Annotated in this window: 11 protein-coding genes; 9 read left to right on the top strand and 2 right to left on the bottom strand. The window is 69.3% G+C overall.

Annotated features, from left to right (window positions below; translation table 11 throughout):
- Positions 1-169 precede the first annotated feature (169 nt).
- The gene (gene secA, locus ACRAWC_RS05875; protein ID WP_431346911.1) at positions 170-2,974 is read left to right on the top strand and encodes a preprotein translocase subunit SecA; all 2,805 of its coding nucleotides are present in this window, start codon (positions 170-172) and stop codon (positions 2,972-2,974) included.
- A gap of 142 nt (positions 2,975-3,116) precedes the next feature.
- Here secA and ACRAWC_RS05870 read toward each other — a convergent pair whose 3' ends face one another.
- The gene (locus tag ACRAWC_RS05870; RefSeq protein ID WP_431346910.1) at positions 3,117-3,584 is read right to left on the bottom strand and encodes an Rv3235 family protein; all 468 of its coding nucleotides are present in this window, start codon (positions 3,582-3,584) and stop codon (positions 3,117-3,119) included.
- Between the two features lie 217 nt (positions 3,585-3,801).
- On the opposite strand from ACRAWC_RS05870, the gene ACRAWC_RS05865 reads away from it, so the two are divergent.
- Complete coding sequence (locus ACRAWC_RS05865; protein WP_431346909.1) at positions 3,802-5,295, top strand: sensor histidine kinase; 1,494 nt, start codon at positions 3,802-3,804, stop codon at positions 5,293-5,295.
- A 121-nt stretch (positions 5,296-5,416) separates the two neighbouring features.
- Here ACRAWC_RS05865 and ACRAWC_RS05860 read toward each other — a convergent pair whose 3' ends face one another.
- Positions 5,417-5,665, bottom strand: a complete 249-nt coding sequence (locus tag ACRAWC_RS05860) for a WhiB family transcriptional regulator (protein ID WP_018190103.1) — start codon at positions 5,663-5,665, stop codon at positions 5,417-5,419.
- 226 nt (positions 5,666-5,891) lie between these two features.
- On the opposite strand from ACRAWC_RS05860, the gene ACRAWC_RS05855 reads away from it, so the two are divergent.
- The 7 genes from ACRAWC_RS05855 to ACRAWC_RS05825 all read left to right on the top strand — a co-directional run bounded on the left by ACRAWC_RS05855 (position 5,892) and on the right by ACRAWC_RS05825 (position 12,210).
- Positions 5,892-6,380 carry a hypothetical protein gene (locus ACRAWC_RS05855; protein WP_431346908.1) on the top strand — a complete coding sequence of 163 codons (489 nt, stop codon included), beginning with the start codon at positions 5,892-5,894 and terminating at the stop codon, positions 6,378-6,380.
- 36 nt (positions 6,381-6,416) lie between these two features.
- Positions 6,417-7,172, top strand: a complete 756-nt coding sequence (locus tag ACRAWC_RS05850; protein WP_431346907.1) for a DUF1684 domain-containing protein — start codon at positions 6,417-6,419, stop codon at positions 7,170-7,172.
- A 64-nt stretch (positions 7,173-7,236) separates the two neighbouring features.
- Positions 7,237-8,736 (top strand): ABC transporter substrate-binding protein, encoded by a 1,500-nt coding sequence (locus ACRAWC_RS05845; RefSeq protein ID WP_431346906.1) that lies wholly within the window; start codon positions 7,237-7,239, stop codon positions 8,734-8,736.
- Between the two features lie 90 nt (positions 8,737-8,826).
- Positions 8,827-9,789: an ABC transporter permease gene (locus tag ACRAWC_RS05840; RefSeq protein ID WP_431346905.1), complete on the top strand. Its 963-nt coding sequence runs from the start codon at positions 8,827-8,829 to the stop codon at positions 9,787-9,789.
- The gene (locus ACRAWC_RS05835) at positions 9,786-10,664 is read left to right on the top strand and encodes an ABC transporter permease (RefSeq protein ID WP_431346904.1); all 879 of its coding nucleotides are present in this window, start codon (positions 9,786-9,788) and stop codon (positions 10,662-10,664) included. The genes ACRAWC_RS05840 and ACRAWC_RS05835 overlap by 4 nt, the downstream gene beginning before the upstream one ends.
- Entirely contained in the window at positions 10,661-11,449 is a 789-nt protein-coding gene (locus tag ACRAWC_RS05830) for an ATP-binding cassette domain-containing protein (RefSeq protein WP_431346903.1), read from the top strand. Before ACRAWC_RS05835 ends, ACRAWC_RS05830 begins: the two co-directional genes overlap by 4 nt.
- Entirely contained in the window at positions 11,446-12,210 is a 765-nt protein-coding gene (locus ACRAWC_RS05825) for an ABC transporter ATP-binding protein (protein WP_431346902.1), read from the top strand. The genes ACRAWC_RS05830 and ACRAWC_RS05825 overlap by 4 nt, the downstream gene beginning before the upstream one ends.
- Positions 12,211-12,319: the final 109 nt, after the last annotated feature.

Raw genomic sequence — 12,319 nt, 5'->3', positions numbered from 1 at the left:
CCGGCGCCCGTTCGTTCACCGGTCTCGCAGGGCCCTCCCAGGGATCACGGGACGACCTCCGGGGCGGACCCAGTACGATGTTCTCTATCGTCGGCGGAGTATGCCGTCCGGCGTGCGCCCGCCGTGGCGCGGGCATCATCGGCCCGACCGAGCAAAATGGAGTGCATCAGTGGCCTCAGTTCTTGAAAAGGTTCTTCGTGTCGGCGAGGGACGCACCCTCCGCCGCCTGGAGGCGTACGCGAAGGCTGTCAACGCTCTCGAGGACGACTTCAGCGAGCTGACCGACGACGAGCTCATGCACGAGACCGTCGAGCTGCGCGAGCGCTACAGCAACGGCGAGTCGCTGGACGACCTCCTGCCGGAGGCGTTCGCCGCCGTGCGCGAGGCGTCGAAGCGGACGCTCGGCATGCGCCACTTCGACGTGCAGATCATGGGCGGTGCCGCGCTGCACCTGGGCAACATCGCCGAGATGAAGACCGGTGAGGGCAAGACGCTGGTGGCGACCACCGCCGCGTACCTGAACGCGATCACCAGCCGCGGTGTCCACGTCATCACGGTCAACGACTACCTGGCGAGCTACCAGTCGGAGCTGATGGGCCGCGTCTTCCGCGCCCTCGGCATGACGACCGGGGTGATCCTCTCGGGCCAGACCCCCGAGGAGCGCCGCGAGCAGTACGCCGCCGACATCACCTACGGCACGAACAACGAGTTCGGCTTCGACTACCTCCGCGACAACATGGCGTGGCAGGCGAGCGACATGGTCCAGCGCGGCCACTACTTCGCGATCGTGGACGAGGTCGACTCGATCCTGATCGACGAGGCGCGCACCCCGCTCATCATCTCCGGCCCGTCGTCCGGCGAGGCCAACCGCTGGTTCAACGAGTTCGCCAGCCTCGCCACCCGCCTCACGCCCGACGTCGACTACGAGGTGGACGAGAAGAAGCGCACCGTCGGCGTGCTCGAACCGGGCATCGAGAAGGTCGAGGACTACCTCGGCATCGACAACCTCTATGAGTCGGCGAACACCCCGCTCATCTCGTTCCTCAACAATGCGATCAAGGCCAACGCCCTGTTCAAGCGCGACAAGGACTACGTCGTCATGAACGGCGAAGTGCTCATCGTCGACGAGCACACCGGTCGCATCCTGGTCGGCCGCCGCTACAACGAGGGCATCCACCAGGCCATCGAGGCCAAGGAGGGCGTGGAGGTCAAGGCCGAGAACCAGACCCTCGCCACCGTCACCCTGCAGAACTACTTCCGTCTCTACAAGAAGCTGTCCGGCATGACCGGTACCGCCGAGACCGAGGCGGCCGAGTTCATGAGCACCTACAAGCTCGGCGTCGTCCCGATCCCGACGAACAAGCCGATGCAGCGCAAGGACCAGTCGGATCTCGTCTACAAGAACGAGAAGGCCAAGTTCGACCAGGTGGTCGAGGACATCGCCAAGCGGCACGCGAAGGGCCAGCCGGTCCTGGTCGGCACCACGAGCGTCGAGAAGAGCGAGTACCTCTCGCGCCTGCTCGCGAAGAAGGGCGTCCGGCACGAGGTCCTGAACGCCAAGAACCACGCGCGCGAGGCAGCGATCGTCGCCCAGGCCGGCCGGCTCGGCTCGGTCACGGTCGCCACCAACATGGCCGGCCGCGGTACCGACATCATGCTCGGCGGCAATGCCGAGTTCATGGCGGTGGCCGAGATGAACGCCCGCGGCCTCTCGCCGGTCGAGACCCCCGAGGAGTACGAGGCCGCCTGGGAGCGCGTCTTCGACGAGGTCAAGGCCAAGGTCGCCGAGGAGGCCGAGAAGGTCATCGCCGCCGGCGGTCTCTACGTGCTCGGCACCGAGCGCCACGAGTCGCGCCGCATCGACAACCAGCTCCGCGGGCGCTCCGGCCGCCAGGGCGACCCGGGCGAGAGCCGGTTCTACCTGTCGCTGACCGATGACCTGATGCGCCTGTTCAACGCCGGGGCCGCAGAGAGCCTGATGGGCCGCACCAGCGTGCCGGACGACATGGCGATCGAGTCCAAGGTGGTCAGCCGCGCCATCCGCAGCGCGCAGTCGCAGGTGGAGGCGCGCAACGCCGAGATCCGCAAGAACGTCCTCAAGTACGACGACGTCCTCAACCGCCAGCGCGAGGCGATCTACAGCGACCGCCGGCACATCCTGGAGGGCGACGACCTGCACGAGCGCGTGCAGAAGTTCCTCACCGATGTGGTGGACGACATCCTCGACCAGCACACCGGCGAGGGCAGCGGGGACGACTGGGACTTCGACGCGCTGTGGGCCGAGCTCAAGACGCTCTACCCGGTCGGAGTCTCGATCGACGAGGTCATCGCCGAGGCGGGCAACAAGGGCCGCATCAACCGCGACTTCATGCGCCGCGAGATCATGTCCGACGCCAAGATCGCGTACCAGAAGCGCGAGGAGTCGATCGGCTCCCCGGCGATGCGCGAGCTGGAGCGCCGCGTGGTGCTCTCGGTCATCGACCGCCGCTGGCGCGACCACCTCTACGAGATGGACTATCTCAAGGACGGCATCGGCCTGCGGGCGATGGCGCAGCGCGACCCGCTGGTCGAGTACCAGCGCGAGGGCTACGCCATGTTCCAGCAGATGATGGGCGCGATCCGGGAGGAGACCGTCGGCTTCCTGTTCAACCTCGAGGTGGAGGTCAACCAGGCCCCCGACGAGGTCGCGCCGGCCGTTGCCGCCAAGGGACTCGACCGCGGCGACTCGGAGGCCCGCCTCAGCTACTCGGCTCCGGGCGAGCAGGGCGACGTCGAGGTGCGCAACCAGCGCGGCCAGATCGAGAAGGCGGCCACGGACCGCGCTCAGCGCCAGCAGCGCCAGGCGGCCCCCGCCCAGTCGGCGCCGCCCACCCAGGGTGCAGCGCAGCGCGGCGCGTTCGGCCAGCGAGTGGAGGACGCGGACGAGGCTCCCGTCAACCGTGCGGAGCGCCGGGCCCAGGCCAAGAAGCGGTGAGCCTCTAACTCTGAGCCTCGAACTTCCGACCCTCGAACTCTGACCCTCGAACACGGGGACGCGGGTTCCCGAACGGCGGGGCGGTCGACGACCGCTCCGCCGTTCGCCGTCCACGGCCCCGGTGTCCGGGCCTCGGCCGGGGTCAAAGCACGGTGATCGCGGTGGCGCGCCAGCGTGCCCGATGCCGCTCCAGCCGCAGCGCCACCGCCCTCGACCGGGACGGCTGGTGGATCATCACGACCGCTTCGACGACCGAGTCGCCGAGCCGGTTGAGCAGCGGCTCGCCGACGCGAACGCGCGGGCGCTTGGCCTCGTCGCCCGTGACCTCCCGGGAGCGGGCGGCGATGACGGTGCGGCGCAGGAGCTGGATGAAGACGGAGTCGCTGACCCAGCGGCCGAGCTGATCGAGCGGGCGCGCGCCCGCCAGGATCTCGATGACGCAGAGCGCGAGCTTCGCGCAGAGGAGGCGGGCATCCTCGCCGATGCCGGAGTCCGTCCGCAGCTCGTCGCCGGAGGCCTGGAGCTCGGCGTCGAGCGTGCGCGGCTCGAAGGCCGCATCGTCCGGCGGGGGACCGGGCACCGGCGGCGGCACGAGGCGCGGCGGCGGCACGAGCCGGAGCGGCGGGCGGGATGCGTTCGGCCGCTCCGTCGCGGGCCGTTCGAGGACGGGGAGAGAAGTGCGTTCATGCTGGTGGTGCTCGATTCTTTCTCGTCGACGGTGTTCGTCGGTGCGTGGTGAACACTCAATCAGCGAGCCTTGCGGGTGGTCCAGGGCCTGAACGCGGGTGTGGACAACCGGTGCCGTGCGGTCTGTCTATAGTGGGGGAGTGTCGACGCTCAGTGATCTCGTCCATGCCCAAGGTCGTTCCTCCGAGGCGGACGTGGAGTGGCTCCACAGCCTCGTCGGCGACTGGCAGCTGCTGGCCGACCTGGCTTTCGCCGACATCGTGCTGTGGGTGCCGACGACGGACGACGATTTCGTCGCCGTGGCGCACGCGCGGCCGTCGAGCGCGGCGACGCTGTTCTATCGTGACTTCGTCGGCCAGCGGATCAAGCCCGAGTGGCGTCAGCAGGTCACCGATGCGTACCTGACCAAGCAGATCATCGACACTTCGGCTCCGGATTGGTACGAGGAGACTCCGACGCGCGTGCGCGCCGTCCCGGTGATCCGGCGGCTCAGCGTCCACTCGCCGGACACGGCGGCCGAGCCCGTCGCCGTCGTCACCCGGCACACCAACCTCAGCGAGGCGCGCACCCCGAGCCGCCAGGAGCTGACCTTCAACGACTGCGCGAACGACCTGTTCGCCATGATCGCGACGGGCGATTTCCCCGACCTGGGGGCGCCTGCCGCTCCGCGCCGGGGTGCCCCGCGCGCGGCGGACGGACTGATCCGGCTCGACGATGCCGGCATCACGACCTTCGCCAGTCCCAACGCGCTGAGCGCGTTCAACCGGATGGGCTTCACCGGCGAACTGGAGGGGGAGTCGCTGGCGACCGTCACGACCAAGCTCCTCGCCGGCACCATCACCGTCGACGAGTCGCTCCCGCTGGTGGTCACCGGCCGGGCGCCGTGGCGCACCGACATCGAGGCGCGCGGCGTGACCGTGTCGCTGCGCACCATCCCGATCCGCAATCGCGGGGAGCGCGTCGGCGCGATCGTGCTGTGCCGCGACGTCTCGGAGCAGCGGCACCAGGAGCGCGAGCTCATCACCAAGGACGCGACCATCCGCGAGATCCACCACCGCGTGAAGAACAACCTCCAGACGGTGGCTTCGCTCCTGCGCATCCAGGCGCGGCGCACCCATTCCGAGGAGGCGCGCGAGGCGCTCAGCCAGGCGATGCGCCGCGTGGCCGCGATCGCGGTCGTGCACGACACGCTCTCGACCGGCCTCGCCCAGATCGTGGACTTCGACGACGTGTTCGACCGGGTGCTGCTACTCGTGGCGGAGGTCGCCGCCAGTCATACGACGACGGTGCACCCGAAGAAGTCTGGCACGTTCGGCTCGCTGCCGAGCGAGTACGCGACGCCGCTCGCGCTGGCGCTGACCGAGCTGGTCACCAACGCGGTCGAGCACGGCCTCGCGGGCCGGGAGGGCCAGGTGGAGATCGTGGCCGACCGGACCGAGGACTCGCTGACCGTGAAGGTGGTCGACAACGGCTCGGGGCTCCCGGAGGGCAAGGTCGGCTCGGGCCTGGGCACGCAGATCGTGCGCACGCTCATCCAGGGCGAGCTCGGCGGTGCGATCGACTGGCACACGATGATGGGCCAGGGCACCGAGGTGACCATCGAGGTCCCGCTGCGCTACCTCACCACGGTCTGACCCCGAGGGCGCACGAGAAACGCCGAGGGGCGCTTCCGGACGATGACGTCTGCTAGGTGTTCGGAAGCGCCGCCTCGGCGGCGATGCTGCTGTGATTCGGGATGGATCGCTGAGTCGGGGTTCAGGAGGCGCGACGGGCGCGGGCCGCGCGGCGCTTGAGGGCGCGGCGCTCGTCTTCGGAGAGGCCGCCCCAGACGCCGGAGTCCTGTCCGGTCTCGAGGGCGTACTGCAGGCAGATCTCAGTCACGGTGCAACGCGCGCAGACCGCCTTCGCCTTGTCGATCTGGTCGACCGCTGGTCCCGTGTTGCCGACGGGGAAGAACAGCTCGGGGTCTGCGGTCAGGCAGGCGGCTTTGTCGCGCCAATCCATGAAGATATGCTCCTTGTTCGCTGGATGTTTCCTGGCCCGAGGGGGCCTAGAATGCAGGTAAGCAGCCGCGTTACAGGGTTCTTCAGATCCATGGGGAATGAGACCTGCCCACCACCCTGTGAGCACTAACTCGGCCTTGAATATGCTCCCATAGCAGTTGATTCGGATCAATAGTTCTGCATGGGATAACGCTGTGAACACAAGCACGAAACGTCAGGATGCTATAGTGACCGACCCCTCCGCGCCCGATCCTCGAGGGCCCGGCCTCCCTGCGTCCGACCCGGTGCGCCCGCGGCCTCCGCTGCTGATCGCTCTCGCGGTGATCCTGACGCTCGAAGCACTGCTGGTCACGGGGCTCGCGCTCTGGCTGCTGTACGAGCTTCTCACGACGACCCCTTATTCGTACACCACCGCGATCGCCTTCACGATCCTCGTGATGCTCGGCGCCGCCTGGCTGATCGTGACGCTCGTGGGCATCCTCCGGCTCAACGCCTGGGCGCGCGCCTCCACGGTCACCATCCAGATCCTGATGATCGCGGTCGCTGTCGGCAGCTTCGAAGGCCTCGTCGGGGGGCGGCCCGACATCGGTTGGGCGTTGCTCGTCCCCGCCGTCATCGCCGGCGTGCTGGCGCTCGCGCCCTCCGTGGTCCGGGCCACCGCGCGCCCCGTCGAAGCCGACGAGGACGCCGATCGCAATACAGGGACACACGAATAGCGTGACAGCGGGAACAAGGCGCAGACTCGCACTGTTATGGCCAACATCGTGACTGAACTCTCCGCACCGGCCCTCGCATCCCTGCCCACCATTCAGACCGCCGAGGCCGGCTACGCCGACTGGCGCGCCTGGCGTCTCTCCTCCGTCGCAGCTCCGACCGGCAACCTCGCCCTCATCGAGACCCGGTGGCTGGCCGAGGGCGACGACACCACCCCGGAGCAGGCGCTCGCCGGGCATCCGGAGACGGTGACCGCCACGGCGCTGAGCCGCCGCAACCTCGACACCGGGGCGCCCGAGCGCGGCATCCGGCTGTGGGACGCGGCCTCGCCCGCGATCCGCGCGTTCGAGACGATCGACGCGTTCCCGTTCGACCCGTCCTGGATCGTGGAGGCCACCTTCACCCCGGTGAGCGATGAGCGCACCATCCCATTCGAGCACATCCGCGACAACGGCCTCACCCGCGACCTGGTCGTGCCGGGCGACATCACTTTCCAGCGCGACGGCGTCGACTACGCGCTGAGCGCGTTCGACGACGACGGCACGCTGCTCCTGGTCTTCGGTGACCCGACGAACGGCGCCGACGGCCCGGACGGCACCTACGCCTCCGGACGCTTCCTGTTCGTGACACGCGACGGGGACCGTGCCGTCCTCGACTTCAACCGCGCCTTCGTGCCGCCGTGCGGCTTCTCGGACCAGTACAACTGTCCGCTGCCGCCGCGGAACAACCGCTTCCCCGTCCCGGTCACCGCGGGCGAGAAGCGGGTCGTGCTCCGCGACGGCGCCGCGCACTGAGCCCCGGCTCCCACCGCTTCACCTCCCGAACACCCCCAACTCCCCACAGCACAGGAGAACTCCGTTGAGAAAGACCCCCCTGCTCGCCACGATCGCGATCGGCATCGCCGCGTCCCTGGCGCTCGCCGGCTGCTCCGGCGCGTCCACGTCGTCCTCGGCCGGCACCGACGCGTCCATCGCCGTCGGCTCGCTCTATGAGCCCGTCAACCTGGACAACACCGCCGGCGGCGGCCAGGGCGTGACCGAAGCGCTGAACGGCAACGTCTACGAAGGCCTGTTCAAGCTGACGGACGACGGCAAGGTCCAGCCGCTGCTCGCCACGAAGTACACGACGAGCTCGGACGGCCTCACCTACACGTTCACCCTCCGCGACGGGGTGAAGTTCCACTCCGGCAAGCCGCTCACCAGCGAGTCCGTCAAGACGAGCATCGAGCGCGTCCTCGCCCCCGACTCCCAGTCGGCCCGCAAGTCGCAGCTCGCCGTCATCTCCGGCATCCAGACCCCGGACGACAAGACCGTGGTCATCTCGCTGAAGTCGCGCTCCATCTCGCTTCCGTACAACCTCAGCTACGTCTGGATCTACGGCCCAGGCAGGACCGACTACAAGACGGCGGAGGACGGCACCGGCCCGTACACCCTCGGCACCTGGAAGCGCGGCAGTTCCCTGAGCCTCGAGCGCTGGAGCGGCTACTGGGGTGCGAAGGCGAAGAACAAGGAGGTCGTCTACGACTACTTCACCGACGCCAGCGCCCTCTCCAACGCCCTGCTGACCAACCAGGTCGATGTCGTCACCAGCATCCAGAGCCCGGACTCGCTGACCCAGTTCGAGGGCAACAAGAACTACACGATCAGCAACGGCAAATCGACGACGAAGGAGCTCCTGGCCTTCAACGACAAGGTCGCGCCCTTCAACAACGTGGAGGTCCGCAAGGCGGTCTACTCGGCGATCGACACCAAGAAGCTGCTCAGCTCGATCTGGGGCAAGTACGGCACGCTCATCGGATCGATGGTCCCGCCGAGCGACCCCTGGTACGAGGACCTCACCAAGGTCAACCCGTACGACACCGCCCTCGCGAAGAAGGATCTGGCCGCGGCCGGCCTCCCGAACGGCTTCACGTTCACGCTCGACACCCCCACCTACGACCCGCACCCCGCGGTCGCGGAGTTCCTGAAGAGCGAACTCGCCAAGGTCGGCGTCACGGTGAACATCAACTCGATCTCGGCCGACCAGTGGTACACCAAGGTGTTCAAGAACCACGACTTCACCGCGACCCTCCAGGAGCACGTGAACGACCGCGACGTGGTCTGGTACGGCAACCCCGACTTCTACTGGGGGTACAACAACCCGCAGGTCACCGCGTGGGTGAACGAGGCGGAGCAGTCCTCCACCACGGCGGAGCAGACGGCGAAGCTGAAGCTGGTCAACGAGCAGATCGCCAAGGACGCCGCCAGCGCGTGGCTGTACCTCTACCCGCAGATCGTGGTGGCGTCGAGCTCGGTGAGCGGCTACCCGGTGAACGGGCTGAACTCGCAGTTCTACGCGTACGACATCACGAAGAAGTAGTCCTCCACAGGGCCGTCTTCTGACCGAGTTCTCCACCGATGCTCGGGAGACCCTGATCCGGGTCTCCCGAGCATCTACGCTGAAACGACTATGACCTCCTATCTCCTCCGCCGCACCGCGTTCCTCGTGGTGTCCTTGCTGCTGGCGATGGTCGTGCTGTTCTTCCTGCTGCGCGTGCTGCCGGGCGACCCGGCGAACGCCCTGCTCTCGGCCAGTGCGACCCCGGACCAGATCAAGGCGGCGCAGGAGCAGGTGGGCAGCAACCTCCCGCTGCCCGAGCAGTTCGCGAACTGGTTCGGCTCGTTGCTGACCCTGAACCTGGGGCACTCGTTCATCACCTCGCTGCCGGTGGGACCGGAGATCGCCTCCCGGCTCGCGGTGACGATCCCGCTCACGCTGCTGTCCTTCGTGCTCGCGCTCGTCCTGGCGCTGCCGATCGGCTTCGTGGCCGCGTGGAAGGCCGACCGCTGGTACGGGCTGGCGCTGTCCGCCTTCTCGCAGCTCGGCATAGCGGTACCGGTGTTCTGGGTGGGCATCCTGCTCGTGGACGCCTTCGCGGTGAACCTGCGCTGGTTCCCGTCCGGCGGCTTCCCGCGCGACGACTGGGCCGAACCCGCGTCGGCGCTGCAGTCGCTCGCCCTGCCGGTCATCACGATCGCCATCGTGATGAGCGCCTCCATCTCGCGGTACGTGCGCAGCGCGACGCTCGACGTCATCGGCAGCGACTACCTGCGCAACGCCCGTGCGCTCGGCTCCGGGTTCGGGAGGGCGATGTGGCGGCACGGGCTGCGCAACGGCGCGGTGCCGGTCATCTCCATCCTGGGGATCGAGCTGGCGACGACCTTCCTCGGCGCCGTCGTGGTCGAGAGCGTCTACACGCTGCCGGGCCTGGGCAGCATGTTGCTCACGGCGATCCAGCAGCACGACTACCCGGACATCCAGGGCATCCTGTTCGTCTCCACGCTGCTGGTGCTGATCGTCGGCTTCCTGGCCGACATCGTGCAGCGGCTGATCGACCCGCGCCTGCGGCAGAGCATCTCGGGAAACCGATGAGCGCGGTGGTGCAGCAGGCGGCGCAGACGGCGCCGGATCCGAGGGAGCGGGCGCGCCGCCGCGCTCGCCGCTCGGTGACCCTCGGGATCGGCCTCACCCTGGTGGGCGTCGTGGTGCTCGTCGCCGCGCTCTCGTTCGTGTGGCTGCCGTTCGCCCAGGGCGACACCTCGGGTGGCCGGCTGCAGCCGCCGGACGGCACGCACTGGCTGGGCACCGACCGGTTCGGGCGCGACCTGACGACGCAGCTCATGATCGGTGCGCGCATCGCGCTCGCCGTGGGTGTCGGCGCGGTCGTGATCGGCGCGGTCATCGGCGTCACGATCGGGATGCTCGCCGCGTTCGCCACGCGCTGGCTGGACGACACCATCTCGGCGGTGCTGGACATCATCATCGCTTTCCCGGTGCTGCTGCTCGCCATGCTCATCGTCGCCGCCCAGGGTGCGTCGCTCGGTACGGCCATCCTCGCCATCGGTCTGGCGATGTCGGCGGTGGTCGCCCGGCTCACGCGGGTGCTGTCCAAACGGGTGCTGGCGCAGCAGTACGTGACGGCGGCGCGCACCTCCGGCACATCCTGGGCCGGGATCGTCGTCCGGCACGTCCTGCCGAACATCTGGCCGACGCTCGGCGTCAACCTGGCCCTTCAGTTCGGCGTCGCCGTGCTCGCGGAGGCGAGCCTGTCGTATCTGGGGCTCGGCGCCCCGCCGCCGAACGCATCGTGGGGCCGGTTGCTGCAGGAAGCGCAGGGGACCGTCGCCGTCGCGCCCGTCGGCGCGATCGCACCCGGCGTGGCGCTCGTCGTCCTGGTGATCGGCGTCAACCTGATCGCCGACGGCCTGCGCGACGTGGCAGACCCGACGCGGAGGAGGTCGCGATGATCCTCGACGTGCAGCACCTCGGCGTGACGGCCCGCGACGGGTCACCGCTGGTGACGGACGTGTCCTTCCGGCTCGACGCGGGGGAGCGGCTGAGCCTGATCGGGGAGTCCGGCTCGGGCAAGTCGCTGACCTCGTTCGCGATCACCGGCCTCCTGCCGGACGGGCTGACCTCGACCGGGAGCGTCGAGCTCGCCGGCGTCCAGGTGATCGGCGCGAAGGAGCGGGCGCTGGTCCCGCTGCGCGGGCAGACCGCGTCGACAGTCTTCCAGGAGCCGCTGACCGCCCTCGACCCGCTGATGCGCCTCGGCGCGCAGGTGGCCGAGCCGCTGCGCCGGCACCTCGGGCTGCGCGGCGGTGCCCTGCGCGACGCCGTTCACGCGGCACTCGAGGAGGTCCGTCTCCCCGAACCGGAGCGGATCGCCCGCGCGTACCCGCACGAGATCTCCGGAGGCCAGCGGCAGCGGGTGGCCATCGCCGCCGCGTTGGCCTGCCGGCCCCACCTGCTCATCGCCGACGAGCCGACCACTGCGCTGGACGTGACCGTGCAGGCGGACATCCTGGCGCTGCTGGACTCGCTGGTCGCCGAGCGCGGCATGGCCCTGCTGTTCGTCAGCCACGACCTCGCCGTCGTGTCGCGCATGACCGAGCGCGCCCTGGTGCTGCGCGCCGGCCGGGTCGTCGAGGAGAGCACGATCGAGCGCATCCTGACCTCCCCGTCCGACCCGTACACAGCCGAGCTCGTGCGCAGCGCACGCGAGCTGGACGCCGCCCTGGAGGTGCGATGACCGCCGTCCTCGAGCTCCGCGACGCGGGCTTCCGCTACCGCCGGGCGAGCGCCCCGGCGTTGGAAGACGTGTCCTTCGCCGTCGAGACCAACCGCAGCGTCGGCCTGGTGGGCGAGTCCGGGGCGGGCAAGACCACCGTGCTGTCGCTGCTCCTCGGGCTCACGAGCCCGACCTCCGGGAGCGTCCTGTTCGACGGGAGGCCGCTCGACCGCGCCGACCGCGCGCTCATGCGGGAGTTCCGACGCAGCGTGCAGACCGTCTTCCAGGACCCGTACTCGTCACTCGACCCCCGCCAGAGCGTCGGCAGGATCGTCGGCGAGCCGCTCACCTCGCTGCGGATCGCGTCCGGCGCCGACGCCCGCTCGCGCGTCGCGGACGCCCTGCGCGCCGTCGCTCTCCCGGAGGACGCGGCGGGCCGCTATCCGCACGAGTTCTCCGGCGGTCAGCGGCAGCGCATCGCCATCGCCCGGGCGATCGTCTCGCGCCCGCGCGTGCTCCTCGCCGACGAGCCGGTCAGCGCGCTCGACGTGACGACGCGCATCCAGATCATCGAGCTGCTCGGCGAGCTCGCGGCACAGGAGGGGCTGACGGTGGTCATGGTGTCCCACGACCTCAGCGTGGTGGCGACGCTCTGCGAGCAGACAGTCGTGCTGCGGTCCGGGCGCGTGGTGGAGCAGGGGCCGACCCGGGACGTGCTCGGCGCGCCGCAGGACGCCTACACGCAGCGCCTCATCGCCTCCGTGCCGCGACTGCCGGTTTGAGCCTCGCCGGGAAGATATTCTTCGCGCGCGTCCTCGCTCGAGAGTCCGAGTCGTTGCGAACGCGGTTCGTCATCAGCACGGTCTCCGACAGCCGCGGCAGCCTCTGCCG

It is taken from the genome of Leifsonia sp. L25 (assembly GCF_050632895.1).
Note: the sequence above shows the minus strand (reverse complement) of the source record. Positions and strands in the feature narration are given on the sequence as shown.

Excerpts from the sequence above, each read along its gene's own strand:
- ACRAWC_RS05860 (WP_018190103.1), bottom strand. The coding sequence starts at position 5,665 with ATGGATTGGCGCGACAAAGCCGCCTGCCTGACCGCAGACCCCGAGCTG.
- ACRAWC_RS05850 (WP_431346907.1), top strand. The coding sequence starts at position 6,417 with ATGGCCAACATCGTGACTGAACTCTCCGCACCGGCCCTCGCATCCCTG.
- ACRAWC_RS05840 (WP_431346905.1), top strand. The coding sequence starts at position 8,827 with ATGACCTCCTATCTCCTCCGCCGCACCGCGTTCCTCGTGGTGTCCTTG.
- ACRAWC_RS05835 (WP_431346904.1), top strand. The coding sequence starts at position 9,786 with ATGAGCGCGGTGGTGCAGCAGGCGGCGCAGACGGCGCCGGATCCGAGG.
- ACRAWC_RS05830 (WP_431346903.1), top strand. The coding sequence starts at position 10,661 with ATGATCCTCGACGTGCAGCACCTCGGCGTGACGGCCCGCGACGGGTCA.
- ACRAWC_RS05825 (WP_431346902.1), top strand. The coding sequence starts at position 11,446 with ATGACCGCCGTCCTCGAGCTCCGCGACGCGGGCTTCCGCTACCGCCGG.